The following is a 26,210-nucleotide window of genomic DNA, read 5'->3' as shown; positions in this document are numbered from 1 at the left end:
ATAACCAAGCTATTCAAAAAAACAAATGATATAAGATGACAAGAGGTTTCAGAAAAAAGATCCGCCAGAAAAACACGGAGAACAGTGGCTTTGGAAGCAATGCCTCAGGAAGATTCATCAATAAGGATGGTCTTCCCAATGTAAAGAGAACAGGTGTGAATGTTTTCAATAGCCTGAGCTGGTATCATACCATGCTGAATTTATCTTCATTTCGCTTTATTTCATACCTCGTTGTAGCCTATATTCTGATAAATCTTGTATTTGCAATGATTTATTATCTGATTGGAGTAGAACATCTTACAGGAATAGATAAAAGTGATCCGTTGAATGAGTTTATTGATGTATTCTTTTTCAGTTCTCAGACATTTACTACAGTTGGATATGGAAGGATTGCTCCTGTGGGTTTTTTGGCCAGTTTAGTGGCTACTTTTGAAGCTTTTCTGGGATTGCTTACCTTTGCCATTGCAACAGGTCTTTTTTATGGAAGATTTTCAAGGCCGAGGGCTTATTTAAGATTTTCTGATATTGCGGTGATTGCTCCTTTTGAAGAGGGTAGAGCTTTAATGTTCAGATTAGCACCTTATAAAAACAATGCACTAACAGATGCTGATGTCATTGTATCTACAGCCATTGAAGTGATTGAAAATGATGTTCCTAAGAGCAATTTTTATAGGCTGGAAACCCATTTAAGTAAGATCAATACTTTGGCCCTGAACTGGACTGTAGTTCATAAAATTAATGAAAGTTCACCATTTTACGGATTCTCTGAAGACGATTTTAAAAGTACTGATATTGAGATTATTGTTCAGGTACGCGCATTTGATGAAGTATTCTCCAATACAGTAGTTCAGAGGTCTTCATTTGTAACAGGAGAAATTGTATACGGAGCTAAATTTGTCCCGATGTATTATCCTGATAAAAAGAACCTTGCCACCATCTTAGATCTGGATAAGATCAATGAATATCAAAAAGCTGACCTTCCAATGCAGGTAGGAAATAAAGAATAAATGAATTTAGATTTTTATAAAAAACAAGCTTTACAAAAGCAGAAAGAACATAAAAAATTTCTGGACGGATTAAAGAAAAAACCGCCCAAAAACCTCGATTATATTGTACAGGAAACCCACGATGAAGTTTTTGATGAAATAGATTGTTTACAGTGCGCTAATTGCTGTAAAACAACAGGGCCGCTGTATACTGAAAAGGATATTGAACGTATCGCTAAGCACCTGCGTATGAAATCAGCTGATTTTGAAGCTAAATTTTTAAGGGTGGATGAAGATAATGATAAGGTACTACAAAATCTTCCATGTTTTTTCCTGAATAGTGATAATACTTGTTCCATCTATGAAGTAAGACCAAAAGCTTGCAGAGAATATCCTCATACAGATCGTAAAAAGATTTATCAGATCAACAATTTGATGCTGAAAAATACAGTAATCTGCCCAGCTGCTTTTGAATTTGTAGAGAGGATGATGAAGAATATAGCAAAGTAAATTTTAAGATAAAATCAGGGTGCTGAGAAATGGGTGTTTTGATTAAAAGCGCTTTTAATCAAAACAAATTTACCTCTTTCAGTTTTGATTTTTTAACCCAATTCGGGTAAACAACTTTTTTTGTAAATTCTTCTTAAATAGTTATAAAGTCCGTTAAATAAGTTACTTACACATAATTTTTATAAATGACACTCCGTTTAGTTTAAACAATCATTTAAATATTACATTATGAAAAAGTTATTTTTAACGGCAGCGTTTACATTAGTCGGAGTAATCGCAGTATCGGCTCAAACACAAACCCAAACCCAGAAGCCAGCGGAAAGTACCACTAATAACCAGACAACCACCACTCAAACACAGCCGCAGACATCAGAAACAAAAGCAGATTGGAACTCTACCACTTCTACAACAAGCGGCCAAAATACCACTGCAACGGAAGCTTCAACAGCAACTCCGGCAGCCGAAGCCACTGCAAGTGCAGGAACTACGATGGAAGCCACTAAACCTGCGGAAGCAACAAAAGAACAAAAGAAATCTAAAAAGAAAAAGTGATAGTACTTTAGCAAACACTAGTCTGAATCCTGAAATCTTGTATTTCAGGATTTTTTATTATCGGTGAATCACTGTTCTTTCTGATATTTTGTCATCAAAATTCTGCACGAACAGGTCCGTTTTTGATTCATCAAAAATCCCTTTACTGTCAATAATATCATTTTGCATAAGTAATTTGATGGTAGACTGTAAATCTCCACCTGCTATTTCAGCTTTAGTTCCTTTTGTTAAAAATTTAACCTGAACATAATCATCGGATAAATCCATATGTGTTCCGTTATCTATAGCTAGCAGCGCAATAATAGGTTTTTTTCCGTCTAATTCGTATAGATTGAAACCTCCAGCTCCAAAAGAACCTATTTTTTCTGTTTTTAGAAGTTCTTTATCATCAACAAGTACTTTGTCTTTTTTGTATCTGATTTTTTGTCCTAAAACAAAACTTACTGATAAAAAAGCACAAAATAGTAGGATTTTTTTCATGAGAGAATAATAATGGGTTAGTTTTTAATGATTGCAAATATACTGACATTAGCCCATAATAAAATCTTCTTACATTCTGAATCTGTAGATTTTTTTTCAGGGCGCGGGACGAGATATAAAAATAAAAAAGCGCTGCATATAGCAGCGCTTTCTCCTTTCACTTTTTACTTTTTTCCCATTATCCCGGGAACAGGCTATATCAAAAAAGGTCGGGAGTTTTTCCCAACCTTTATTATTTTTTGTTACACAACTCCTTGAGCCAACATTGCTTCTGCTACTTTTACGAAGCCTGCAATATTTGCACCTTTTACGTAGTTTACATAACCGTCTTCGTCTTTTCCATAGTCTCTACAAGCTTTATGGATACCAATCATGATTTCCTTTAATCTTGCGTCAACTTCTTCAGAAGTCCAGTTAAGACGGATAGAGTTCTGAGTCATTTCTAATCCTGAAGTAGCAACACCTCCAGCGTTGGAAGCCTTACCAGGAGAGAATAATACTTTATTGTCTAAGAAATAGTTGATAGCGTCCAATGTAGAAGGCATGTTAGCAGCTTCAGTTACACAAAGACATCCGTTTTCAACTAATTTTCTTGCATCATCTAAATCTAATTCGTTTTGAGTTGCAGAAGGGAACGCTACGTCACACTTCACCTCCCAAGGACGTTTTCCAGCGTGGAATTCAGCAGATGGATATTTTTTAGCATAGTCTTCAGCCCTGTTGTTTCCAGAAGCTCTAAGTTCTAATAAATAATCAATTTTTTCTCCGCTGATACCATCTTTATCATAAACATATCCGTCAGGACCAGAAAGCGTTACAACTTTTGCTCCAAGCTCAGTTGCTTTTTTGATAACTCCCCAAGCTACGTTTCCGAAACCTGATACCGTTACCGTCTTTCCTTGGAAATTCTGTCCGATCGTTTTAAGCATCTGCTCCGCGAAGTATACCACTCCGTATCCTGTAGCTTCAGGACGAATTAATGAACCTCCGTAAGCAAGACCTTTTCCTGTAAGAACCCCAGTAAATTCGTTTCTGATTTTCTTGTATTGTCCGAATAGGTAACCAATTTCTCTTGCCCCTACACCAATATCTCCTGCAGGTACATCTGTTTCAGGACCGATATGCTTACATAATTCTGTCATGAAAGCCTGGCAGAAACGCATTACTTCCATATCAGATTTTCCTTGTGGATCGAAATCTGAACCTCCTTTACCACCACCCATTGGAAGAGTCGTTAAAGAGTTTTTGAACACTTGTTCGAAAGCTAAGAACTTAAGAACGGATAAGTTTACAGTAGGGTGGAAACGAATTCCTCCTTTGTATGGACCAATAGCAGAGTTCATTTGGATTCTGAAACCTCTGTTAACCTGAATCTCTCCTTTATCGTCAACCCATGGAACTCTGAAGATAATAATTCTTTCAGCTTCAGCCATTCTTTCAAGCAGCTTCATTCCGTTATATTCTTTTCTCGTAGCAATGAATGGAATTACAGTTACGGCAACTTCTTTTACAGCCTGTAAGAATTCCGGTTCGTTAGGATTTTTTGCTTCAATTTTTGCAATAAACTCTTGGATTTTCTGGTCAATATTATATTGTTCCATATATTAAGGTTGAATATTATTGTCAACAAATTTAATTTTTTTTTCAAGATTCACAACACTCTATTTTAACATTGTTGAAAATTAAATAATAATGTCTTGAAATATTATTAAATTGATAATTTATGATTAAAATTTATTAAAAATTAAATGTTATGTATGAAATAATGCAGTATTAAGAAATCGTTAATTCTTAAATTGCGATAAATTGCCTCCCGGAAAATGATTTTACTTTCCCTAAAAGTTCTAATTCTAAAATTATAGGTAAAATTTTGTGTGAAGGAAGGTTAATTTCCTCTGCAAGATTGTCCAGAGAAATTTGTGGATTCTGTTTGATGAATTGATAAATATTTTCCTGATTTTCAGTTAATTGTATTGTTGTTTCACTGTAAGGAAAAAGCTCAGCAATTTTTTCTTTTGGATTATTGAAGCCAAGCATACTTATCAGATCTTGGATGGTTGAAATGGCTGTCGCTTTGTTCTGCAAAATCAATTGATTACATCCTTGGCTATGAACATCGGTTATTTTTCCGGGAAGTGCAAAGACCTCTCTGTTATAATCATTGGCAAATGCCGCAGTGCTTACAGATCCTCCTCCAAATCCTGTTTCCACTACAATAGTTGCAGGAGAAAGTCCAGCCACAATTCTATTTCTCTGAATAAAGTTTTCCCGATCCGGTTTTCTTGTTGAATTAAATTCAGTTAATAAAACACCACCTTCCTGAAGAATTTTCTCTGAAAGTTTTCTGTTTTTAGCAGGATATAAAAATTCGAAACCATGAGCAAGAACAGCAATGGTTGGTTTTTGATTTTGGATAGATTGTTCATGAACTTCTTTGTCTATTCCTAAAGCAAGGCCGCTTACAGAGACATATTGGGTGTATTGGGTAGCTTCAAAAAAGTCTCCAATAAACTGTTTCCCATAAGAAGTCATATTTCGGGTTCCAACAATGCTTATTTTTAGAAGTGAATCGTCAATGTTTCCTTTTTGGTAGAGGATAGAAGGTGCATCTATGCATTCATTTAGAAGAGTGGGAGTCTCATTAAGGTGCCTTACTCTGATCCGGATATTGTTCTTTTCGCAAAATTTAAGTTCTTTTTCTGCAAACCTAAGATGGTTCTCATTTCCAATATCAGCAACCGTTTTTGGGCCAATCCCCTCTAGTTTTTTATATTCTTTTTTTGCCTTTTTCCATGCATTTTCTGCAGTTCCAAAGGTTCTTACAAGTTTGTGAAAATTGATATCACCAATTTGGCTGCTTTCGCGTAAAGCGATAGCATATAAATATTCTTCGGAGATCATGTGTGTTTTTTATCAAATGTAATGAAATAAGTTTTATTTTCTTCTTAATTCATCCAAATGATCCCAAATATCATCTCTTTTTTTATAGGGAAGTTCCATGAAGTCTTCCGGGTGATTTTCCTTGTATTCCTGCCATAGTTTATCATCTTTTTCACTGTAGTAATTAGGGTATTCCCAGATAAATTTCTTCTTTTTCTCCCCTACATTTTTAAAAGCAAATGCGATGATACTGCCAACAACGGCTCCGGAAAGGTGAGCCTGCCATGAGATTTTGCTAGGTTCCTGCATATTATAGAACAGTTCTTCGGGAAGCATGCCCCATACTAAACTTCCATAATATAAGACAACGAGTAAGGAAATGGTCAAAAGTTTCGTATTCCATTTAAAAACTCCACTGAAGAAGAGAAAAAATGCTAATACATAGACAACACCACTGGCTCCAATGGTACAGGTGTACATATATTCACCAGTCATAATATCAATAGGAGGTAGAAGCCAAACCAAAAGCCCTGTTGCTATCCACCCGATAAAAAAAACTTTATTGGCGACCAATGGATAGAACTGATAGAGAAGAAACATTAATGCTGCAATGGGAATAGAATTTCCTATAATATGGTCTGTATTGCCATGTAAAAGAGGAGACGTAAGGATTCCCAGCAGTCCTTCAGGAACTAGAGGAATAATGGCTCCGAAGCAACTTCCAAAAAAGCCCTGCATTTGTAAAAAAAATCCGAACCACATTGCAGATAGCATCAGCAAAGGGTATAAAATCGCTCTTTTGGAAATTATATTTTTAAACATGGAGAGTGTACGTCAAATCAAAAGCCAATGATAAATGTCGGAAAATTTGTCGATGAAACCATTTCTGCACCTCTGATTTTAAGACAAAAGGTATCAAATTTAATTTTTGAACCTATTATTTTGGCATTGATTGTATTGAAGTATTTTGTTGTCAGCAGGTTGAAACCTAAAAAAGTGTATTGTTTAAGGGAAAATTTGCATTTTAAAAAAATTATATTAATATTTTTGCATTGAAAATTATTTAGAGTAATGAAGAAGTTTTTATTGATTCTTTCCATGTTTATTGGGATTGATGCAAGTGCACAAGAAGAATTAAAAAAAGATTCCGTAGTAGTAGACACCGTAAAATACTGGTCAGTGTTAGGAAAAAACACTGTAATGATTAATCAGGCAGCCTTTTCGAATTGGGTAGGAGGTGGAGCCAATAACGTAGGTTGGCTTGCTGGCATCAATTATAATATTACCTATGAAAAAGATAATGATCTTTGGGAAAATATTATTATTCTTGGTTATGGGCAGAATGATACCAAAGGGTTAGGAATAAGAAAAACCCAGGACGTTATCAACGTTTCTACCAACTACGGGCGAAAGTTTTCCAAAAGCTGGTATCTCTCTTTAGGAGCTGGTTTACAGTCTCAGTTTGCTCCGGGATATGAAGACGGCAATAATCCTGAAGCGAAAAAAATCTCAAACTTTATGGCCCCGGGTTATATGAACGCCGGTATAGGTATCACGTACAGACCGAATGATGACTTAACCGTAACGTTACGCCCTACCAACGGCAGATGGACATTTGTACTGGATAAAGATCTTCAGCTTGCCGGAAATTACGGTTTGAAAAGTGATGGAGCTACTTCATTGCTACAATTCGGTTTTCTGGGAACGGCTATTTATAAGTTTAAAATTATGGAGGATATTTACTTAACCAATACAGCTTCAGTCTTTTCAAATTATCTGGATCGTCCTGATAGATTGGTTTTGGCTTATGGAGCACTTCTGAATCTGAAGGTTAATAAATATATTTCATCTAATATTTCACTAGATTTATTGTATGACCATAACCAGATTGAAAAAACACAGTTAAAGCAAACGCTGGGAATTGGCTTTGCTTACACGCTGGATAACGGGGTAAAACGTTCTGATCGTAAAGACAGCCAATGGTGGATTAAAAAATAAATTATCAATAATAATTCAATTTTAGAAGCGCTTCAATAACGAGGCGCTTTTTTGATTTTAAAGATATTGAATTTAAGTTGTTTTAAGTTTGCTATGCTAGAAATGGTACTTTAAAGGTTTTATTCTCATTGTTTTATGTTGATGAAAACGTCTGAATTCAATTCATTTTAATGTGAGTTTTATCTTGGCGTAAATTATTATTTATACATTTGTAGGAAATCGTTAATTATGAAAAAAGTTTTATTGATCGCTTCTGTTTCTTTTGGAGCTTTGACTATGGCTCAGGAAGCAAAAACGGGTGCTCCCGCAACAGACACAGTTAAAGCCTGGTCTATCCAGGGACAAAATACTTTAATGCTTAATCAGGCTGCTTTCTCCAATTGGGTTGGGGGTGGAGCCAACAACGTAGGATGGCTTGCCGGCGTCAATTACAACCTTACTTATGAAAAAGGGAAAGATCTTTGGGAAAATATTATTATTCTTGGCTACGGACAAAACAATACACAAGGTACCGGAGTAAGAAAAACTCAGGATGTTATTAACTTGTCTACAAACTATGGGAGAGAGTTTGCTAAACACTGGTATATCTCTGGAGGTGTTGGTCTTCAGACTCAATTTGCTCCAGGTTATGAAGATGGTAACAATCCCGATGCAAAGAAAATCTCAAACTTTATGGCACCAGGTTATCTAAGCGTTGGAGCAGGGGTTACCTACCGTCCAAATGATAATTTGACTGTGACATTACGTCCTGCAAATGCCAGATGGACTTTTGTGTTAGATGAAGACCTTCAAAAAGCAGGAACTTACGGGCTTAAAAATGATGGAGATTCTTCTCTTTTCCAATTCGGTTTCTTGGGAACAGCAATGTATAAGCTAAAAATTATGGAGAACATTACTTTGCTTAATACAGCTTCCGTATTTTCAAACTATCTGGATCACCCGGAAAGGTTAGTTCTTGGATATAGCGGAGTGCTAAGTATGAAGATCAATAAATATATTTCTACCAATGTAACACTGGATCTGTTATATGATCACAATCAGATTTGGAAAACACAGTTGAAACAGACATTAGGAGTAGGTTTGGCGTATAATTTTGATAACGGAAAGAAACGTTCAGAAAATAAAGACAACCAAAGCTGGTTTAAAAAATAATTTCAAAGGGATAAAACAGTAAAAAAGCACTTCAAAATGAAGTGCTTTTTACGTATCAATATATAACGATTAAAATTCTATATCTACTTCCAGTTTTTCAGCCAAAAGCTTTGAAATCTTTTCTTTTAGAGGCTCAATATCGATATTCTGCATTGCATCATTAGCAAAAGCATATAGAAGTAGCGCCTGAGCTTCTTTTTTAGAGATACCTCTTGCTCTTAAATAGAACAGGGCATCTTCATTAAGCTGGCCTACTGTACATCCGTGAGAACATTTTACATCGTCTGCAAAGATCTCTAACTGAGGCTTAGTATCAATACTTGCTCCTTCACTTAGCAAGACGTTATTGTTCTGCTGGTAAGCATTGGTTTTCTGAGCAATTTTATCAACAAAAACTTTTCCGTTGAAAACTCCGTGGGCATTCCCATCGAAGATTCCTTTGTAGTTCTGATAACTTTCGCAGTTAGGGAAGTTGTGGTGAACCGCTGTATGGTGGTCTACCAACTGATCCTTTCCGATAATTGTGATCCCGTTCATGAATGAATTGATATTCGATCCATTCTGGATAAAATCAAGGTTGTTTCTTACCAGTTTTCCTCCGAAAGAGAAGGTATTTACAGTGGTTAAACTGTCTTTCTCCTGTCTTGCAAAGGTATTGTCTACAAGGTAAGAAGTATTGTTATCGTTCTGAAGTTTATGCCAGTCTGCTTTTGCATTTGGGTAAGTGAAAATCTCAGTTACAGAGTTGGTGAACACATAAGTGTCATCAAAATTGTGGTGGCTTTCAATAACCTCAACTTTAGCTCCTTCTTCTACGATTAATAAATTTCTTGTATTGTAGAATGTATTTTCATCCTGATTCTGAGAAATGTAGAAAACATGAATTGGTTTTTCAATCACTACATTTTTAGGAACTTTCAAAAAGAAACCATACTTGCAGTAGGCAAGATTTAAATTCGTGAAAGCTAAATCTTTAGAAGCAATTGTATTGAAATACTTTTCAAATACCTCTTTATGTTTGTCATCATTCAATGCGTAATTGAATGAAAGGAACTCTACATTTTCAATAGAAACTTTTGATAATTCTTTATGAAGCTTACCGTTTACAAAAACAATCCAATCAAAATTTTCTTCACCAAGGTGCAATTCATCAAACTGCTCTTTGGTGATGTTGTGGTTTTCTTTCGGGAAAAAGTTGTAGCTTTTTTCCGTGATCTCCTTTAGATTGGTATATTTATATTCTTCGTCTTTTTTTGTCGGAAAACCAATACCTTCAAACTTCTGAAGAGCGGCTTTTCTATCGTCATCCAAAAATCTGTGACGAAGGCTCTCCAAAAACTCATTATGGTTTTCGATGATTTGTTCTTTTAAACTCATTGTTTATTTGAAATTTGAAATTTGAGATTTGAAATTATAGACGGTTAAACTTATTTCCATTATGTTCGATAGTTTTTAAATACTTCATAAATCCTGAAATCATTTTTGATAAATCCGCATAATCTTTTTTCAAATCATTAAATTCATGTTCGTTAATGAAATTTCTATCAAATGCTCTGACTAATTGTGATCTTACTTCACCACATGAACCTTTTGACATTGATAGAAAGTTAATAAACTCTTTATTTCCCTCCCTTTCAAAACCTTCTGCAAGGTTATCCATGACAGAAGCGGATGAACGGTCGATTTGATTTTTAATATTTTGACTGCAATTTGAATTTTGTATTAGTGAGATAAAAATTTTTTGGCATAACTCTCTGGATTTTTTCCATATGTCTAAATCTTCAAAGTTATTTATTGTTGCCATAATTTCAAATCTCAAATATTAAATTTCAAATTAATTTAAAAGCCAGTCGTACCCTTTTTCTTCAAGCTCTAATGCTAAAGATTTATCACCTGTTTTGATAATTTTTCCGTTAGCTAAAACGTGAACGAAGTCAGGTTGAATATAGTTAAGCAATCTTTGATAGTGTGTAATCAAAAGAACTGCATTTCCTTCGTTTTTAAAAGCATTTACCCCGTCAGCAACAATTCTTAATGCATCGATATCTAATCCTGAATCTGTTTCGTCCAGAATAGCCAATTTAGGGTTAAGCATCATCATCTGGAAGATCTCGTTTCTTTTCTTTTCACCTCCGGAGAATCCTTCGTTTAGTGATCTTGAAAGGAAATCTTTTTTGATTCCTAATTTTTCAGATTTTTCACGGATTAATGCAAGCATTTCTTTTGCAGGCATTTCTGCTAATCCGTTTGCTTTTCTTGTTTCGTTTAAAGCAGCTTTGATGAAGTTCGTTACAGAAACTCCTGGAATTTCCACTGGATACTGGAAAGATAGAAAGATTCCTTTGTGTGCTCTGTCCTCCGGTGCATCTTCAATGATATCTTCTCCTTGAAAAAGAATCTCTCCACCTGTCACTTCGTAATCCTCTTTTCCTGCGATTACAGAAGAAAGGGTAGACTTACCAGCTCCGTTTGGCCCCATAATAGCGTGAACTTCTCCTGGTTTTATTTCAAGGTTAATCCCTTTTAATATTTCTGCGCCATCTTCAATTTTGGCGTGAAGGTTTTTAATTTCTAACATTTTATTTGCTTAAACAAATTATTTTTGAATTCTATATACTAAACTTTCAGGCTGACCAGGAACGTCATTTAGCGTCCCGATTTTGATCATACCTGCCTTTTCCAAAACTTTAACAGAAGCTATATTGCTGGGGCGTACAATGGCAAAGATATCTTCTTCATTGCCCTCATTAAATCCCAGATCTATAACTTTCTTTGTGAATTCTGTGGCGTATCCTTTCCCCCATGCCTGGGAAGCAAAACGATAGCCTAAATTCAATTTTTCTTCTTCTCCATAAAGTCTGTAGCTCAGTCCTCCAAAACCTATTACATTCTCAGGGCTGTCCTTTTCAGCAATTGCCCAGCTTCCAAAATGATAGGTTTCCCAATGATCAAGCATTCTGGTAAATGTACCTTCTGCTTTTTCAAAACTCATCGGTCCGCCAGGATTATGGATATTGGTTTGAGGGTCATGATTAATTTCGAAGAATCTTTCAAAATCTTCTTTTACAGGTTTTCTTAAAATTAATCTTTCTGTAGCTATCATCTCTTTTTTATCCTACTGATCCTTCTAGTGAAATTTCAAGAAGTTTTTGTGCTTCTATAGCAAATTCCATCGGAAGTTTATTTAAAACCTCTTTACTGAAACCGTTTACGATCAAAGCAATGGCTCTTTCCGTATCAATACCTCTTTGGTTACAGTAGAAAATCTGATCTTCTCCAATTTTCGAAGTGGTTGCTTCGTGCTCCAATTGAGCAGTAGGATCTTTAATTTCAATGTAAGGGAAAGTGTGTGCCCCACATTCGTTGCCCATCAATAAAGAGTCACACTGAGAGAAGTTTCTGGCTCCTTTTGCAGAAGGCATTACTTTTACCAGTCCTCTGTATGAGTTTTGAGATTTTCCTGCAGAAATACCTTTAGAAATAATCGTTGACTTGGTGTTTTTTCCAATGTGGATCATTTTTGTTCCTGTATCTGCATATTGGTGATTGTTCGTTACCGCGATAGAGTAGAACTCTCCAATTGAATTGTCACCTTTCAGAATACAAGATGGATATTTCCATGTTACAGCAGAACCTGTTTCAACCTGTGTCCATGAGATTTTTGCATTTCTTTCGCAAAGACCTCTTTTCGTCACAAAGTTGAATACTCCCCCTTTTCCTTCTTCATTACCCGGGTACCAGTTTTGTACCGTTGAATATTTAATTTCAGCATTATCTAATGCAATCAGTTCTACTACTGCCGCGTGAAGCTGGTTTTCGTCTCTTGATGGAGCTGTACATCCTTCAAGGTAAGAAACATAACTTCCTTCATCTGCAATGACAAGCGTTCTTTCAAACTGTCCTGTTCCTGCCTGATTGATACGGAAATAAGTGGAAAGTTCCATTGGACATCTTACGCCTTTAGGAATATAACAGAAACTTCCGTCAGAGAATACTGCGGAGTTCAGTGCTGCATAGAAATTATCTCCTCTAGGAACTACTTTTCCAAGATGTTTTCTTACTAAATCTGGGTGATTTTTAATAGCTTCAGAGATAGAACAGAAAATAATTCCTTTTTCTGCCAATGTATCCTGGAAAGTGGTTTTCACAGAAACTGAATCTATTACAATATCTACAGCAACTCCTGAAAGTCTTTTTTGTTCCTCAATATTAATCCCTAGCTTTTCGAAAGTTTTCAATAATTCAGGATCTACCTGATCTAGGCTTTCCAGTTCTGGTTTAGCCTTTGGAGCAGCATAGTAACGGATTGCTTGAAAATCCGGTTTTTCATATTTGATATTAGCCCAGGTAGGCTCTACCATTTTCAACCAGATTTTGAAAGATTCCAAACGCCATTCAGTCATCCATTCCGGCTCTTCTTTTTTAGCAGAGATGGCACGGACGATATCCTCATTTAAACCAATTGGGAAATCCTCATAATCAATTTTGGTTTCCCAACCGAATTCATATTTTTTATTTTCTAGATCGACTCTTAAATCGTCTTCAGTATATTTACTCATTATAATTTTTTAGATTTCAGATTTAGGCCTCATATTTTTCTGATGCCTATGATCTTATGTCTTTTCTCTAAAGACTAAATGATTCTCCACACCCACATGTTCTGGATGCGTTCGGGTTGTTAAAAACAAACCCTTTTCCGTTCAATCCTCCTGAATATTCAAGAGTAGTTCCTGCTAAATAAAGGATGGATTTTTTATCGATAATAATCTTAATGTTATTATCTTCAAAAATCTGATCTGCGTCTGTTTTTTGGTTGTCAAACTTTAAAACATACTCTAAACCAGAGCATCCGCCGCTTTTCACCCCAACTCTTATATAATCTTCAGCAGGGTTAAAACCATCTTCTGTCATAAGTTGGATGGCTTTCTCCTTTGCATAGTCTGATACTTTTATCATTGTATTTATTTAGAATGATTTAATGACGCAAAAATACGAACAAAAATCAGGATATAAAAATCAGCATTTTTATTTTATCGATTTTTATCATTGATGAGTTTAACCTTGGTAATGTTTTGAAATCCAAAACATAAATTGACTCGAATATGAAAAGAATAGGTATTATTGCTCTGGTACTGTTTATACAGCAGGTTTCTGCACAAACTAACCGATTTGTATATCAGGTAACGATGAAGCCAGACGCTGAAAATAAAGCAGATACTAAAACTGAAAATGCATATCTTGATATTTCTCAGGATAAATCGATTTTTTATTCTGAAAACAGGATCAAAAGAGATTCTATCATGCAGAAAGCCTTTCAGGGCGGCGGCGGAAGAGGAAGTATTAACAGAGATCAGATGGAAGGCTTACGATCCAATATTAATTATTCCGTAGAAAAAGATAAAACAAATCAGAAAACGTATTTTAAAGATCGAATAGGAAGAGATATTTATTCTTATGAAGAAGATAGACCTTTAAACTGGAAAATTTCTTCGGAAACAACAAAAATAGGGGAGTATAAGGTTCAGAAAGCAGAAACAGATTTTGGGGGAAGAAAATGGACTGCATGGTTTACAACAGATCTGCCTTATCAGGATGGACCCTATAAATTTGGTGGTCTTCCAGGATTGATTGTAAAAGTGGAGGATGATAAAGGAGATTATTCTTTTGATCTGATGAAGAACTATAAGATTGGGGAACTGCCTACATTAAATCAGTTTGGAAATACTCTAAAAGTAAAAAGAAGCGATTTTATAAAACAACAGCAAAAATTTAAAACAGATCCAATGTCATTTATGAACCAGGGATCTGGCGGTATGGCTACTACGATGAGAATAGATGGCGGCGGAAGAGGTCCTGGCGGTGGGAATCAAAATCCTGCTGATATGAAAAAGAGAATGGAAGAAAGGATGAAAGAAGAAGTTAAAAAGAACAGTAACCCGATTGAACTACAATAAATAAGGAGGTATTCTAAATAAGCCTAATATAGGTTTAAAATCAATAGGAAAACGGGATGATGGATCGTCCTAATTCAACCCGATTGAAATAAAATAAAAGCGCCAGTGAATCTGTTCACTGGCGCTTATTGTATAATGTAAGTCTATCGATTATTTTAAAAGTTGGTTGAAGGTATCACCCTGTCTGATATCACCAGTGTTATATCCTTTCATAAACCATTCTTTACGTTGTGCAGATGATCCGTGGGTAAAACTTTCCTGATTCACATATCCCTGTGCTCTTCTTTGGATATTGTCATCACCTACGGCTTGTGCTGCATCTATAGCAGACTGAATATCTCCCGGTTCCAGAATTTTTTTAGAATCGTCCGTGCGTTTGGCCCAAACTCCGGCATAGAAATCTGCCTGTAATTCTGTAGCTACGGATACTCTGTTCATTTCTGCTTCGGAATATCTTCCACTTCTTCTCAAGGCATCTACTTTTTGGGTGGTTCCCAAAAGAGTTTGTACATGATGGCCCATTTCATGAGCAAGAACATAGGCCACTGTAAATTCAGTTACTTTTGCTCCGAATCTTTGTTGAAGCTCACTGAAAAATTCCATGTCCATATAAATTTTCTGATCGGCTGGACAATAAAAAGGCCCCATAGCAGATTGTGCTGTACCACATCCAGAATTGGTAGTGCTTTCGAAAAGTACAATTCTAGGTTCAGAAAAAGTCATCCCGTTTTCTTTAAAGATCTGATCCCAGGTTAGGGTATTCCATCCGGACATCATATCCACCATTTCTCCGATCTGTTTTTCCTGTGCGGTAAGTTCTCTTCTTTCTCCTGTGTTTCCTGAAGACTGTATGCTGCCGGAATTCAAAATACCGGAAGGATCACCTCCCAAAAAGAAAACAATGGCTGCTATAATTAAAGTTCCGAGCCCGCCGCCTACAATCATACCACCACCTCCGCCTCCGGAGCCACGGCGATCATCAACGTTACCGCCTCTGTCGTCTGTCCATCTCATAATAATATCTTTTTTGTGTCGTAAATTTATAAAATTAAATCTTACAATAATTAAAATGTTATGAAGGGAAAGTTTTTATCAGGATAATTATCAAACTTTTGAATGATATTTTTACTATTCTTCATTAAACTTTTCTCTGAGAACTTTTTTATAATATTCTTTATTGTGCCCATTGATGTGTTCCAGATAGTTATATTTTTGCTGAAAATACTGTTTTTGGCAGTTTTGTGGCAGGTATTGATTAATATTATCATCGTCTGTATGCTCAACAATTGGGTAAATTGGTAGTTCTGTCTGCAATAAAGACTTGTTTTTTGCTAAAACTTCAATGACGCTATAAGGTAATGATGTTGTACAGCTGAATCTGGAAATATCTGTTTCTATATATTTTTTGAAATAATAATTAATGACATCTTTTTTAAAGGCTGTTTCTCTTCGGTCAACTGTAGAAAATATTGTACTGAGCCAGTTATATTTGATATAATTTTTTAAGCTTCTGGTTGAAATTTTATCTTCCGGGGAAATCACAATGTTAGATAATTGGACTTTCTTTAAAATATCCAGAAGAAGCAACTCTGATATATTTTTTAATTCACCACTATTTTTCTTCTGACTTATTAGTTCATAAGTATTGATTTTGCCAAAAGTATCAACATTTAATGTTTCAGTAAGGTACTTGTGAAGGGCGGCTTTATCTCCGGAGTAAATCATTTCATTATTTTTACCCATGGTTATCTTTAGCTTATCTATAGGGTCAAGAAATAAATTAATATACCTAAACTTATTGTCTGATATTTTTATCTCGATTCTATTAGTCTCAGTAAACTCTTTCTTACCCTGATTGTTTAGAGTTACCTCCTTTTTGCCATTTTTTACAATGATAGGGATTCCAATGTTATTGGTAATGATAAGCGTCTGAGCTCTTACTCCTGAAAATAAAAATAAGAGGATGAAAAACATCCTCTTATGTATAAATGAATACTTCATATGCTAAAGTATAAAACTCATCAGTAATTAAATCCTGTTATTTATTTACAGTTTTTAATTCTCTTCCTGAATTTTTTATTATTGTTTTCTTCTTTCAAATATAACTAAAATACCTTCTGAAGGAAGTTTTTATTAAGCTTGTTCTTATCGGTTAAGCTGTTTGGTTTTCAGCCAATAAGATGTTGATTGGTACGCTGAAATAGCGTCATTTATCAGTTTCTGATCTTTGTTTTTCAACAGCTTTTCATCGTAATACAATTTAAACTCAGGAGCAAGATCACTTTTTTCCAGTTCCAGAGAATATTGTTTTGCCTTTTTAACAGGAGAAATAATGGTTAAACGATTGTCCTTTACAAAACCAAGATCCTGATAAGTGGCAATATATGCCTTAGGCTGGAATTCTGGTTTGAAAACATCCTGCCCCAGGAACTTAGATTGATAATTGAAATTCAGCAATCCGAAAAGGGTAGGCATTACGTCAATCTGAGACATCAATGCATCAAACTTCTGTGGCTGAATAAATCCTTCTGAAAAGATCATTGCAGGAATTCTGTATTTGTCCATTGGAAGTTCTGTTTTTCCGGCACTGGAGGCACAGTGGTCTGCAATAATAACAAAGACTGTATTTTTATACCAATCCTGCTTTTTTGCCATATCGAAGAAAAGTTTCAGTGAATAGTCTGTATATTTTACACCTCCTTCACGGGATTTTGAAGTTCCCGGAATATCAATTCTTCCATCAGGATAAGTGAAAGGTCTGTGGTTGGAAACGGTCATCCAATGGTTAAAGAATGGTTTTCCTGACTTAGCTTCAGCATTCATAACCTTAATGGCTTTTCTGGCCATATCTTCATCTGCAACCCCCCAAACATTGGCAAAGGTAATTTCTTCCGGTTTAAAGTTATTTCTGTCTACAATATCATATCCGTTTCCAACAAAAAAGTCCTGCATGTTATCAAAATAACTGTATCCACCATACAGGAATTTAACATCATATCCTTTTGATTTAAATACATTTCCTGTAGTGAATTTATTCTTGTTGTCATTTCTTTTGATGATACTTTCTCCAGCAGTAGGAGGAATACAAAGTGTTAAAGCTTCCAACCCACGTACGGTTCTGTTTCCTGTAGCATAAAGGTTAGTAAACATCAAAGATTTATCTGCAAGGCTATCCAGAAACGGAGTGATTTTTTGAGTATTTCCATAATGTTCAAGGAAATCTGCAGAAAGACTTTCTATAGAGATCAATACTACATTTTTCTTTACTTCCGGTTGTTCTGCTACAATGTTTCTTGATAAAGTATGTTGTGGATATTGGCTCAGAAAATTTTTCTCTGCCTGTTGTTGATTAAGCTGTGAATAAAACTGGAAATAATCAAGTTCATTATGGGTAAAAGCCCAGTAAAACTTAGGAAGTCCATTGGCTTCGATTTCATCAGCAAAAACATTGTCAGACTTAATTTGCATTAATGATGGAAGGGTCAGTAAACTGATGCCACAAAGTACAGCAAAAGATCCCAGTAAAATCAATTTCTGTTTAAAGTTAGGAAGCTCCAGCAATTCATCTTTAGTCTTTTTGTAGATAAACCAGGTAATGGTTAATGTAACAAGCATTATGCCTGAAAACAGGGGAATAACAGGATAGCTTTCCATGATATTTCCAATAACTTCATTGGTATAGATTAAGTAATCTACTGCAATAAAGTTATAACGCACTCCGAATTCATTATAGAAGAAGTACTCACTTACCCCATTGAAGATGATCAACAGTACATATAGCAATAATGTGATGAAATATAAACCATTACGGATTTTTATCCTTTGGGTTGGAAGGAAAAGCATTAATCCAAATAGGAAAGCCTTTATCCCTACAAAACTAAGAGCTACTTCCGTTACAGAGCCTCCGTATTGCTTGAAAATATTGTTTGGAATAAGCCAGATATACAGGAAAAAGGCAGCTAATGCTCCAAAAATAATATATCCATACGGCTTTTTATATTTCGAATTGGAAAGGAATAAAAAGTAAAGGGCAAGGATAGTACTGGCGAGGATAAAAACAAAAATATCGTTGATAAGACCTACAAACAGTACTTTAATGATCTCAAAAAATCCAAAACTGGCTGTGGTGATAGGATGGAAAAAGAATATTGTCCTTACAAGCAGGGAAATAATCAGATAAAAAACTCCTAAATATAGGAAAGGTTTTATTTTTTTTAGAAACATGGATTTATGGTCTATACGATTTTTCACAAAGATAGTTGTTGTATACAAATTTTGGGTGAAAAAAAGTAAAACCTGATATTTATTAATAAGATTTTAAGAATTATGAGGCATTATTTAAACGTACGTTTAGTAAAGATTGTTTTAGTTTTAAAGTCTTCCAACAAAAAAGGACTATTAAAAAATAGTCCTGATATATTGCTAAAATAGGTCAACGATTAAGAATGTCCAAAACCGATGTTTCCTTTTTTATCAGATAATTTCTTTTTGAAATCAATCATTCTTAAGGCTGTAACTGCTGCTTCTACACCTTTGTTTCCAAGGTCGCCCCCGCTTCTTGCGATGGATTGCTCTTTGGTATCATCTGTCAGAACACAGAAGATGGTAGGAGTATCAGTCATGACATTACAGTCTTTGATTCCCTGTGCTACAGCAGAACAAACATAATCAAAATGAGGCGTTTCTCCACGAATTACACATCCGATAGAGATTATAGCATCATATTTTCTTTCTTTGCAAAGCTGCATACTTGCATAGTTTAATTCAAAGGCTCCTGGAACAGGGAAAAGTTTGATGTTTTCTGTTTTTACTCCTTCTTTTTCAAGGATTTCCAAAGCTGCATCACGAAGCTTGTACGTTACAAAATCATTCCACTCAGAAAAAACAATGCCGATAGAAAAATCTTCGGCATTCGTTATATGAAGTGGCTTGTAATCGGAAAGATTAACTGTTGCCATTTTTTAATAATATTTAGTCATTTCAATGTAAGAATCAGACATTCCGTTGTCATAATCCTGATATTTCTCGTCAATTGAAGAGAAGTATTTTTTAGCTTCTGCATTTTTCTTTAATCCTAATGCTAAGATACCTGCTTTTCTTGTGAAGAAGTAAGTTGTATAAGGATCATCAGAAGCAGTAGCTGCTTTGTCTAATAATGATAAAGCTTCGTCATTTTTATTCAATCCTGATTTCGCATCAGCCATAGCTCCATATTTCATTGCCATTAGCGTCTTGTTGTCAGAAGAGAATTTATCTAAAAGATCGTAAGCTTCTTGGAATTTACCTTCTTTGAATTTCAATAAACCAGCATTGTAAGCAGATAGCTGACCGATGCTTGTTCCCGAATATTCGTTAGAAGTTCCGATGAAACCTGGGTTTGCAGCAGACTTTCCTCCCAAAGCTTCAGCGTTTTTATTTTCTGTAAGGTTTTTCTGAGCAGCAAGGAAGCTTTTTACAGCTTCAGCATTTTTAGGAGCAACTACAAATTGCTTATATCCGAAGAATCCTAAAACTCCCAAAACTAAAACTCCAAATACAATCCCTAAAGGTTTTGAATATTTTTCAAGAAATCTCTCAGTGTTTAAGGCCTCTCTGTCAAGATCTTTGAAGAACTCAACCGTTTCTTTACCTTCTTGCTCATTCTGAGCATTCTTTCCCAATTTTGCCATAAGTTTTTAAAAATTGAATTGCAAATTTAATTGTTTCTTAGAGATTTACAAAATACTTTTAGAGCATTATTCTATAAATGTTATGAATTATCAATCGTTAATAATAAAAATGCCTCGAAAACATAGTTTACGAAGCATTATTTTTTTATCTATACAGACTAATAGTCTAAAATGTGATAGACCTCTGCACCAAACTTTTTCAGTTTTTCATCTCCATTCAGTCCTTTTAAACCAATCAGGAAACTGAATTGAGAAACGGTTGCTCCTTGTTTTTCTACCAATTTAGCGGCTGCCTCTGTTGTTCCTCCTGTTGCCAGAAGGTCGTCATGGATTAAAACCCTTTGCCCTGGTTTTATCTGCCCTTCTCGGGTTTCAATTATAGCACTTCCATATTCCAAGTCATACTTTTCTGAAATGACAGGTGGTGGAAGTTTTCCTGCTTTTCTGATTAAGATAAAAGGAACTTCCAATGCTACGGCAATCGCAATTCCAAAAAGATAACCACGGCTTTCTATTCCGCATACTGCATCTATTTTTCCTTTACTGTTAGCCGCAAGGTCTGTAATTACATCTTCATAAAGTTTCGGATCTAAAAAAATAGGTGAAATATCCTTAAACTGAATTCCTGGAATAGGAAAGTCCGGAATATTTTCAATTGTTTCTTCTAGTCTTTTGATTAGTTCAGCTGAAGCCATTTATGGGTTGATTTTATAGCTGGAAATTTTCCAGTCTCCGTTTACATTTTTAAGTCCGAAAGTTACTTTTAATGAAGTAGTCTTTCCGTTTTTATCCGTTACATCATAAGTAGCGTTTACACTTGCCCCGTTAGCATTAGTTGCACTTGTGGTAATGTTTTTAACGCTTACATTTTTTACAGCTCCAAAACCTGAATTAGGGTTGGAGAAAGACTCATAGCTTCCCCAGCTTGGATTATTGGATGTATCATAAGCTGCTTTTAGGTTCTGAGAACTTACGCTGCTTAGAAATTTACTTACTGTATTTTTTGGATCTGCAGTTGGCTGTTTTGGAGCAGCTGGTGTTGCAGGAGTGGTAGTTCCAGGCTCTGTAGTTGCAGGTGGAGTAGTAGTGGTCGGATTATTCGGATCTACTACTGCACTTGGCTGTTGTGGTACAGCGGCTGTATCTGTTTTTGGAACGGCAGGAACCTTCAGGGCTGCTGCATTTACATCCAAGCCGATTTTAGACATTTTGAATGTCTTTGCCGTTGTTTTTACAGAAACGGTGATGTCAATTTTGTTATCTACCACTTTTGAAGCAGGAATAGAAGAGAATTTAAGGTTAAATCCTTTAAAGTTGTTATCCTGCATCAGGTTTTTAGCTGTTGAAAGTCTTACTCCATTGCTGAAGACTTCTAAAGTAGCTTCCAAACCGGCACCTGTAAATGATACTGGTTTTCCGGCAGCATCTACTAATCTTGGTACGATCTGGATTGCTGTTGGTGCACCATTTCCGTCATCACCCGTTGGGTTTGTTACAATAGATAATGCTCCTGCTTTTACGTCATTAGGATCGCTTTCTTTAGCTTTATCATCACCGAAGATATTCATTTCACCTAATGAAGGTGGATTAGTACTGGCCCATTCAATTCCGTTTTTTTGTGCAACTTCATCAGCCAGGGTCATAATCTCGGGAACTTTTTTCCCGTTAATCAGTTTTCCAAGAGCTTTAAGTTCATTTACATCCCCATCAGCCTCCACGCCAAATGTTTTAAGAATATAAAGAGCTTCATTAAACTTAATCTGTTTAATGGTAGGTAGGCTGGAAGTCATATCATTGATACTTGACTGCAGCGTTTTAGTATTCGTAGCATCTACATGATCTTTCTTACATGCTGTAAAAAGCAACAGACTGAAAACAAGTAGAAAAGAAAACTTTTTCATTTTTATTTGGTTTGTTGCAAATTTACTAAAACCTTTATTAATAGTAGATTTTATTTTTTGTTTTGTTTTTTTCATGATATCATCTTTAAAATAGTCTGTATACTTTTGACAAAAAAAAGACTGATTGTTTAAACAATCAGTCTTTTAAAGTTTTATTGTATTACAAGTCCTTAGAAAGGATACTCATAAATTTCAGATTCGTGTAAGTAAGGGTTTCCTGTAGGAATCAACTTCAGTTTAGATAAAGCTGAAAGTACAGTAAACATAAATAGTCCAGCTACGAATAGAACTGCTCCTAGGATTAACAAGAATACTTCAGGAGTGTTCCAGAATGGTCCTACTGTTCCCGGCATTACCATGTTGAAGTAATCTAAAAGGTGTCCTAAGATAACTACTACTGCCATTGTGGTAACCACTTTGTAGTTTCTCTTGATGCTGCTACTTACTAATACCAATAGTGGTAATAAGAAGTTAATAATCAGCATTGGTAAGAATGTAGTTCCATAGTGTTGGAATCTTCCAAAGAAGTAGTTAACCTCTTCCGGAACGTTGGCATACCAATAAAGCATGAACTGAGCGAACCATGTATATGTCCAAAGCATACTTGTAGCGAAAAGGAATACTCCTAAATCATGCAAGTGGTTGTCATTGAACTGTGGTAGGAATCCATTTTTCTTAAGGTAAACACTTAATAGAATGATTACAGCAATACCACTTGAAAGGCAGCTAACCATTGAATACCAGATATACATTGTAGAATACCAGTGAGGGTCAATAGACATCAACCAGTCCCAAGCCCAAGCAGCAGAAGCAAATCCGAAGAATGCAATATATCCTACTGCCCATCTGTAAAGCATTTGATACTCAACTTTAGATTTAGTATCATCCACTTTTTTAGACTGAGCTTTAAGTTTCCATGCGAAGAAAGAAGCACCTACTACATAAATGATCGTTCTGATAGCATAGAAAGGTATGTTTAGGAATCTTTTCTTTTCGAATAAAATTACGTCAAAGTGTGCTGATTCAGGATTCGTTAATTCCGGATCCATCCAGTGGAATAGGTGGCCATTATGAGTGATATTTAAAATCATCATAATAACCAGAATAGCACCTCCGTAAGGAATGTAAGAAGCGATAGCTTCCATTACTCTTGTAATAATAATTGGCCAACCAGCGTGGGCAGCATGCTGAATACAGTAAAAAAACAATACAGCACAACTTACTCCAAAGAAGAACACAGCTACAAAATGCAGCGATGCTAAAGGCTGGTTGTGGACTTGCATAGTAGCATGCTCTAAGTGAGCAGCATGATCCTGCGGTCCAACCATTTCACTTGAGTGTGTAGGAGCATCATGTCCAGAAGCATGAACCGCTTCCATCATGTGTTCTATTTGCTCAGTAGAAAGTCCTTTGTTCATAAAGAAACCAATACCAAACAGAACTAAACCTACAACAAGAAGTATGATAGAAGTTGATTTTAATTTTGGTGAAAAACTATACATTTCTTTTCTTATTTTTTAGTTTCGGTAGTCGTTTCAGTTGCTGGTGCCGCCGCTGTAGCTGCTGCCGGTGCTGCTGCTCCTTTTTTGAAAGCACTCATCACATACATAGCTACTCTCCATCTGTCTCCTGCGTTTAATTGTCCCGCATAAGATCCCATGGCATTTCTACCGTTTGTTAATACATAATGAACAGACCCTACTGTAAGTTCTCTATCTGCATAGTTCGGCACTCCAGAGAATGCTCCTGTTTGTACAATTGGTCCTTGTCCATCACCTCCTGTTCCGTGACATGCAGCACAAGTGTGGTCGAACAATACTTTCCCTCTTTCAAGATCCTTAGCTGCATTAGCTGGGTTTAGAGGAGAAGCTGTTAGTTTTTTAGAAGCATCATAACCTGCGTTGTACTCGTCAACATTCTTTGGTTTTAATCCTTCTTCAAAAACTCCATCTTTATTTTGAGCAACTGATCCTTCTACTGGAGAAAGACCTGTTGCACCATTATTTCTAACAAAAGCCGGAATTTCATTTTCATGATCTGAATACGCATCCTGAGCTTTCATCAATGGATCATAAGCTACCGGAAAATACATGTCCGGGAAATATACCAACGGAGTATTCTCCTTTGGTCCGCAAGAGTTAAGTAAAACTGTTGTTAAACCTAAAACTGCTGCAATTCTTAATACGTTCTTTTTCATTTTAAGCGTCTTTAACAGTTATTTCTTCAACTCCAGTTTCAATTAGCAACTGCTTTACAGATTCTACATCTTCAGTTACGAATTCCATCATGAATTTATCGTCAGTAGTTCTTGGATCTGGATTCTGCGCTGGAGCTCCTGGATACATTTTGTTTCTAACTAAGAAAGTTAAAGACATCATGTGAGCTGCACAGAATACCATTAATTCAAACATTGGAACTACGAATGCCGGCATGTTGTGTGCCCAGTCAAAAGCAGGTTTACCACCAATGTTCTGAGGCCAGTCATGATTCATCACATACCAAGTTATTGTAGCACCAATAGTAACACCATAACAAGCATAGATGAAAGCAGCATCAGAAATTCTGGTTTTCTTTAACCCTAAAGCTTTGTCTAGTCCGTGAACCGGAAACGGAGTATAAACCTCGTTTATTGCGATTCCTTTATCGTTGAATGCTTTAACGCCGTTCATTAAATCGTCGTCGTCAGCATAAAGTCCGTATACAATTTTAGTGGTGCTCATCTCCTTCTTTTGCTTTATAAGTTTCACCTGAGATTTTCAAAATCGATTTTAATTCAGCCTGTGCAATTACAGGGAATGTTCTTGCATATAATAAGAATAATACAGAGAAGAATCCGATTGTTCCTAAGTATACACCCACATCAATGATCGTTGGCTTAAACATTGTCCAAGATCCTGGTAAGTAGTCTCTAGAAAGGTTGATAACAATGATGTCAAAACGCTCAAACCACATCCCGATGTTAATAATCAATGCAACAATGAATGTCCAGATAATGTTCGTTCTAGCTTTTTTGAACCAGAAAGAAGCAGGAACCACAAGGTTACAGATGATTAGTGACCAGAATGCCCACCAGTAAGGTCCTACTGCAGCACCTGGAGAAAGGTAAGTAAAGTCTTCAAATCTAGATCCGGAATACCATCCGATGAAATACTCGGTAGCATAAGCTACAGTTACCATACCACCTGTAAGAACGATTACGATGTTCATAATTTCGATATGATACATTGTAATATACTCTTCTAAGTGACACACTTTTCTTGCAACCAACAATAGTGTCTGTACCATTGCAAATCCTGAGAAGATCGCACCAGCAACGAAGTAAGGAGGATAGATCGTTGAGTGCCATCCTTTAATTACTGAAGTCGCGAAGTCAAAAGATACGGTTGTGTGTACTGAGAATACAAGTGGAGTTGCTAACCCTGCAAGAACCAAAGAAAGTTCTTCGAATCTTTGCCAGTGTTTTGCTTTACCACCCCAACCGAATGCAAGGAAAGTATAAATCTTCTTAGTCCAAGGAGTCTTCGCTCTATCTCTGATCATTGCAAAGTCAGGGATCAGTCCCATGAACCAGAATACAGTTGATACTGAGAAATACGTAGAGATTGCAAATACGTCCCAAAGTAGAGGAGAGTTAAAGTTCCCCCAAAGAGAACCGAATTGGTTTGGTAATGGGAATACCCAGTATCCAACCCAAACTCTACCCATGTGAATTACAGGGAAGATTGCTGCCTGTACAACCGCAAAGATCGTCATCGCCTCTGCTGATCTGTTTACAGACATTCTCCATCTCTGTCTAAATAATAATAATACTGCTGAGATTAGGGTTCCGGCGTGACCGATACCTACCCACCATACGAAGTTGGTAATATCCCAACCCCAGTTAATAGTTCTGTTAAGCCCCCATGATCCAATACCTGTCCCGATAGTATAAGCGATACATCCGAATCCATAGATGAATAGAACTAAGGCTGCATATAATGAAATCCACCATAATTTACCTGCTCTTTCTTCGATAGGTCGTGCAATATCTTCTGTGATATCGTGATAAGTTTTGTGACCAATAATTAGAGGTTCCCTTATCGGAGCTTCGTAATGTCCTGACATTTTTTACCTATTTATTATTTAAAC

General features: G+C 35.9%; 27 protein-coding genes. 6 read left to right on the top strand and 21 right to left on the bottom strand.

The window, feature by feature from the left end; translation table 11 throughout:
- The first annotated feature begins 35 nt into the window (after positions 1-35).
- The 3 genes from CHSO_RS02105 to CHSO_RS02095 all read left to right on the top strand — a co-directional run bounded on the left by CHSO_RS02105 (position 36) and on the right by CHSO_RS02095 (position 2,048).
- On the top strand, positions 36-1,007 hold the full coding sequence (locus tag CHSO_RS02105; protein ID WP_045491859.1) for an ion channel: 972 nt from the start codon (positions 36-38) through the stop codon (positions 1,005-1,007).
- Entirely contained in the window at positions 1,008-1,496 is a 489-nt protein-coding gene (locus CHSO_RS02100; protein ID WP_045491857.1) for a YkgJ family cysteine cluster protein, read from the top strand.
- Between the two features lie 228 nt (positions 1,497-1,724).
- The gene (locus tag CHSO_RS02095; protein ID WP_045491855.1) at positions 1,725-2,048 is read left to right on the top strand and encodes a hypothetical protein; all 324 of its coding nucleotides are present in this window, start codon (positions 1,725-1,727) and stop codon (positions 2,046-2,048) included.
- Between the two features lie 57 nt (positions 2,049-2,105).
- On the opposite strand, the gene CHSO_RS02090 is transcribed toward CHSO_RS02095, so the two are convergent.
- From CHSO_RS02090 to CHSO_RS02070, 4 genes are all read right to left on the bottom strand, one after another.
- On the bottom strand, positions 2,106-2,528 hold the full coding sequence (locus tag CHSO_RS02090) for a hypothetical protein (RefSeq protein WP_045491853.1): 423 nt from the start codon (positions 2,526-2,528) through the stop codon (positions 2,106-2,108).
- 242 nt (positions 2,529-2,770) lie between these two features.
- Entirely contained in the window at positions 2,771-4,129 is a 1,359-nt protein-coding gene (gene gdhA, locus CHSO_RS02080; protein WP_045491849.1) for an NADP-specific glutamate dehydrogenase, read from the bottom strand.
- A 190-nt stretch (positions 4,130-4,319) separates the two neighbouring features.
- Positions 4,320-5,429, bottom strand: a complete 1,110-nt coding sequence (gene dprA, locus CHSO_RS02075) for a DNA-processing protein DprA (RefSeq protein WP_045491847.1) — start codon at positions 5,427-5,429, stop codon at positions 4,320-4,322.
- A 33-nt stretch (positions 5,430-5,462) separates the two neighbouring features.
- Positions 5,463-6,230: a rhomboid family intramembrane serine protease gene (locus tag CHSO_RS02070; protein ID WP_045491845.1), complete on the bottom strand. Its 768-nt coding sequence runs from the start codon at positions 6,228-6,230 to the stop codon at positions 5,463-5,465.
- A 249-nt stretch (positions 6,231-6,479) separates the two neighbouring features.
- Between CHSO_RS02070 and CHSO_RS02060 the strand changes: the two genes are divergently transcribed.
- Entirely contained in the window at positions 6,480-7,406 is a 927-nt protein-coding gene (locus tag CHSO_RS02060) for a DUF3078 domain-containing protein (protein WP_045491839.1), read from the top strand.
- A 228-nt stretch (positions 7,407-7,634) separates the two neighbouring features.
- Complete coding sequence (locus CHSO_RS02055; RefSeq protein WP_045491837.1) at positions 7,635-8,558, top strand: DUF3078 domain-containing protein; 924 nt, start codon at positions 7,635-7,637, stop codon at positions 8,556-8,558.
- 69 nt (positions 8,559-8,627) lie between these two features.
- Here CHSO_RS02055 and sufD read toward each other — a convergent pair whose 3' ends face one another.
- The 6 genes from sufD to CHSO_RS02025 all read right to left on the bottom strand — a co-directional run bounded on the left by sufD (position 8,628) and on the right by CHSO_RS02025 (position 13,514).
- Entirely contained in the window at positions 8,628-9,935 is a 1,308-nt protein-coding gene (sufD, locus tag CHSO_RS02050) for a Fe-S cluster assembly protein SufD (protein WP_045491835.1), read from the bottom strand.
- 34 nt (positions 9,936-9,969) lie between these two features.
- Positions 9,970-10,362, bottom strand: a complete 393-nt coding sequence (locus CHSO_RS02045; RefSeq protein ID WP_045491830.1) for a four helix bundle protein — start codon at positions 10,360-10,362, stop codon at positions 9,970-9,972.
- A gap of 30 nt (positions 10,363-10,392) precedes the next feature.
- The gene (sufC, locus tag CHSO_RS02040) at positions 10,393-11,136 is read right to left on the bottom strand and encodes a Fe-S cluster assembly ATPase SufC (RefSeq protein WP_045491828.1); all 744 of its coding nucleotides are present in this window, start codon (positions 11,134-11,136) and stop codon (positions 10,393-10,395) included.
- An 18-nt stretch (positions 11,137-11,154) separates the two neighbouring features.
- A complete protein-coding gene (locus CHSO_RS02035; protein WP_045491826.1) occupies positions 11,155-11,661 on the bottom strand; it encodes a GNAT family N-acetyltransferase in 507 nt (168 codons plus the stop codon).
- A 7-nt stretch (positions 11,662-11,668) separates the two neighbouring features.
- A complete protein-coding gene (gene sufB / locus CHSO_RS02030) occupies positions 11,669-13,117 on the bottom strand; it encodes a Fe-S cluster assembly protein SufB (RefSeq protein WP_045491824.1) in 1,449 nt (482 codons plus the stop codon).
- 67 nt (positions 13,118-13,184) lie between these two features.
- Positions 13,185-13,514: a HesB/IscA family protein gene (locus CHSO_RS02025; protein ID WP_045491822.1), complete on the bottom strand. Its 330-nt coding sequence runs from the start codon at positions 13,512-13,514 to the stop codon at positions 13,185-13,187.
- A gap of 146 nt (positions 13,515-13,660) precedes the next feature.
- On the opposite strand from CHSO_RS02025, the gene CHSO_RS02020 reads away from it, so the two are divergent.
- Complete coding sequence (locus CHSO_RS02020) at positions 13,661-14,512, top strand: GLPGLI family protein (protein WP_045491820.1); 852 nt, start codon at positions 13,661-13,663, stop codon at positions 14,510-14,512.
- Positions 14,513-14,662: 150 nt separating this feature from the next.
- Here CHSO_RS02020 and CHSO_RS02015 read toward each other — a convergent pair whose 3' ends face one another.
- The 11 genes from CHSO_RS02015 to nrfD all read right to left on the bottom strand — a co-directional run bounded on the left by CHSO_RS02015 (position 14,663) and on the right by nrfD (position 26,186).
- Positions 14,663-15,526, bottom strand: coding sequence for a neutral zinc metallopeptidase (locus CHSO_RS02015; protein WP_045491815.1), 864 nt, complete (start codon positions 15,524-15,526; stop codon positions 14,663-14,665).
- Positions 15,527-15,640: 114 nt separating this feature from the next.
- The gene (locus tag CHSO_RS02010) at positions 15,641-16,486 is read right to left on the bottom strand and encodes a hypothetical protein (protein ID WP_045491808.1); all 846 of its coding nucleotides are present in this window, start codon (positions 16,484-16,486) and stop codon (positions 15,641-15,643) included.
- 171 nt (positions 16,487-16,657) lie between these two features.
- A complete protein-coding gene (locus tag CHSO_RS02005) occupies positions 16,658-18,736 on the bottom strand; it encodes an LTA synthase family protein (RefSeq protein ID WP_045491806.1) in 2,079 nt (692 codons plus the stop codon).
- A 215-nt stretch (positions 18,737-18,951) separates the two neighbouring features.
- Entirely contained in the window at positions 18,952-19,470 is a 519-nt protein-coding gene (gene ribH / locus CHSO_RS02000; protein ID WP_045491804.1) for a 6,7-dimethyl-8-ribityllumazine synthase, read from the bottom strand.
- A 3-nt stretch (positions 19,471-19,473) separates the two neighbouring features.
- A complete protein-coding gene (locus CHSO_RS01995) occupies positions 19,474-20,181 on the bottom strand; it encodes a tetratricopeptide repeat protein (RefSeq protein ID WP_045491802.1) in 708 nt (235 codons plus the stop codon).
- A gap of 158 nt (positions 20,182-20,339) precedes the next feature.
- The gene (locus CHSO_RS01990; RefSeq protein WP_045491799.1) at positions 20,340-20,876 is read right to left on the bottom strand and encodes an adenine phosphoribosyltransferase; all 537 of its coding nucleotides are present in this window, start codon (positions 20,874-20,876) and stop codon (positions 20,340-20,342) included.
- Positions 20,877-22,082: an NTF2-like transpeptidase gene (locus CHSO_RS01985; RefSeq protein ID WP_045501726.1), complete on the bottom strand. Its 1,206-nt coding sequence runs from the start codon at positions 22,080-22,082 to the stop codon at positions 20,877-20,879. It lies immediately after the preceding gene.
- 170 nt (positions 22,083-22,252) lie between these two features.
- Positions 22,253-23,584: a hypothetical protein gene (locus CHSO_RS01980; RefSeq protein ID WP_045491796.1), complete on the bottom strand. Its 1,332-nt coding sequence runs from the start codon at positions 23,582-23,584 to the stop codon at positions 22,253-22,255.
- Positions 23,585-23,592: 8 nt separating this feature from the next.
- Entirely contained in the window at positions 23,593-24,279 is a 687-nt protein-coding gene (locus CHSO_RS01975) for a c-type cytochrome (RefSeq protein ID WP_045491793.1), read from the bottom strand.
- 1 nt (position 24,280) lies between these two features.
- Entirely contained in the window at positions 24,281-24,802 is a 522-nt protein-coding gene (locus CHSO_RS01970) for a DUF3341 domain-containing protein (protein WP_045491790.1), read from the bottom strand.
- Positions 24,789-26,186, bottom strand: a complete 1,398-nt coding sequence (nrfD, locus tag CHSO_RS01965) for an NrfD/PsrC family molybdoenzyme membrane anchor subunit (RefSeq protein WP_045491788.1) — start codon at positions 26,184-26,186, stop codon at positions 24,789-24,791. Before nrfD ends, CHSO_RS01970 begins: the two co-directional genes overlap by 14 nt.
- Between the last annotated feature and the right edge of the window lie 24 nt (positions 26,187-26,210).

It is taken from the genome of Chryseobacterium sp. StRB126 (genome assembly GCF_000829375.1).
In the GTDB taxonomy this organism is placed as follows: Bacteria; Bacteroidota; Bacteroidia; order Flavobacteriales; family Weeksellaceae; genus Chryseobacterium.
This window is presented reverse-complemented; position numbering and strand designations above follow the sequence as displayed.

Coding starts and splice junctions, on each gene's coding strand:
- CHSO_RS02105 (WP_045491859.1), top strand. CDS start 36: ATGACAAGAGGTTTCAGAAAAAAGATCCGCCAGAAAAACACGGAGAAC.
- CHSO_RS02100 (WP_045491857.1), top strand. CDS start 1,008: ATGAATTTAGATTTTTATAAAAAACAAGCTTTACAAAAGCAGAAAGAA.
- CHSO_RS02095 (WP_045491855.1), top strand. CDS start 1,725: ATGAAAAAGTTATTTTTAACGGCAGCGTTTACATTAGTCGGAGTAATC.
- CHSO_RS02090 (WP_045491853.1), bottom strand. CDS start 2,528: ATGAAAAAAATCCTACTATTTTGTGCTTTTTTATCAGTAAGTTTTGTT.
- gdhA (WP_045491849.1), bottom strand. CDS start 4,129: ATGGAACAATATAATATTGACCAGAAAATCCAAGAGTTTATTGCAAAA.
- dprA (WP_045491847.1), bottom strand. CDS start 5,429: ATGATCTCCGAAGAATATTTATATGCTATCGCTTTACGCGAAAGCAGC.
- CHSO_RS02070 (WP_045491845.1), bottom strand. CDS start 6,230: ATGTTTAAAAATATAATTTCCAAAAGAGCGATTTTATACCCTTTGCTG.
- CHSO_RS02060 (WP_045491839.1), top strand. CDS start 6,480: ATGAAGAAGTTTTTATTGATTCTTTCCATGTTTATTGGGATTGATGCA.
- CHSO_RS02055 (WP_045491837.1), top strand. CDS start 7,635: ATGAAAAAAGTTTTATTGATCGCTTCTGTTTCTTTTGGAGCTTTGACT.
- sufD (WP_045491835.1), bottom strand. CDS start 9,935: ATGAGTTTAAAAGAACAAATCATCGAAAACCATAATGAGTTTTTGGAG.
- CHSO_RS02045 (WP_045491830.1), bottom strand. CDS start 10,362: ATGGCAACAATAAATAACTTTGAAGATTTAGACATATGGAAAAAATCC.
- sufC (WP_045491828.1), bottom strand. CDS start 11,136: ATGTTAGAAATTAAAAACCTTCACGCCAAAATTGAAGATGGCGCAGAA.
- CHSO_RS02035 (WP_045491826.1), bottom strand. CDS start 11,661: ATGATAGCTACAGAAAGATTAATTTTAAGAAAACCTGTAAAAGAAGAT.
- sufB (WP_045491824.1), bottom strand. CDS start 13,117: ATGAGTAAATATACTGAAGACGATTTAAGAGTCGATCTAGAAAATAAA.
- CHSO_RS02025 (WP_045491822.1), bottom strand. CDS start 13,514: ATGATAAAAGTATCAGACTATGCAAAGGAGAAAGCCATCCAACTTATG.
- CHSO_RS02020 (WP_045491820.1), top strand. CDS start 13,661: ATGAAAAGAATAGGTATTATTGCTCTGGTACTGTTTATACAGCAGGTT.
- CHSO_RS02015 (WP_045491815.1), bottom strand. CDS start 15,526: ATGAGATGGACAGACGACAGAGGCGGTAACGTTGATGATCGCCGTGGC.
- CHSO_RS02010 (WP_045491808.1), bottom strand. CDS start 16,486: ATGTTTTTCATCCTCTTATTTTTATTTTCAGGAGTAAGAGCTCAGACG.
- CHSO_RS02005 (WP_045491806.1), bottom strand. CDS start 18,736: ATGTTTCTAAAAAAAATAAAACCTTTCCTATATTTAGGAGTTTTTTAT.
- ribH (WP_045491804.1), bottom strand. CDS start 19,470: ATGGCAACAGTTAATCTTTCCGATTACAAGCCACTTCATATAACGAAT.
- CHSO_RS01995 (WP_045491802.1), bottom strand. CDS start 20,181: ATGGCAAAATTGGGAAAGAATGCTCAGAATGAGCAAGAAGGTAAAGAA.
- CHSO_RS01990 (WP_045491799.1), bottom strand. CDS start 20,876: ATGGCTTCAGCTGAACTAATCAAAAGACTAGAAGAAACAATTGAAAAT.
- CHSO_RS01985 (WP_045501726.1), bottom strand. CDS start 22,082: ATGAAAAAGTTTTCTTTTCTACTTGTTTTCAGTCTGTTGCTTTTTACA.
- CHSO_RS01980 (WP_045491796.1), bottom strand. CDS start 23,584: ATGTATAGTTTTTCACCAAAATTAAAATCAACTTCTATCATACTTCTT.
- CHSO_RS01975 (WP_045491793.1), bottom strand. CDS start 24,279: ATGAAAAAGAACGTATTAAGAATTGCAGCAGTTTTAGGTTTAACAACA.
- CHSO_RS01970 (WP_045491790.1), bottom strand. CDS start 24,802: ATGAGCACCACTAAAATTGTATACGGACTTTATGCTGACGACGACGAT.
- nrfD (WP_045491788.1), bottom strand. CDS start 26,186: ATGTCAGGACATTACGAAGCTCCGATAAGGGAACCTCTAATTATTGGT.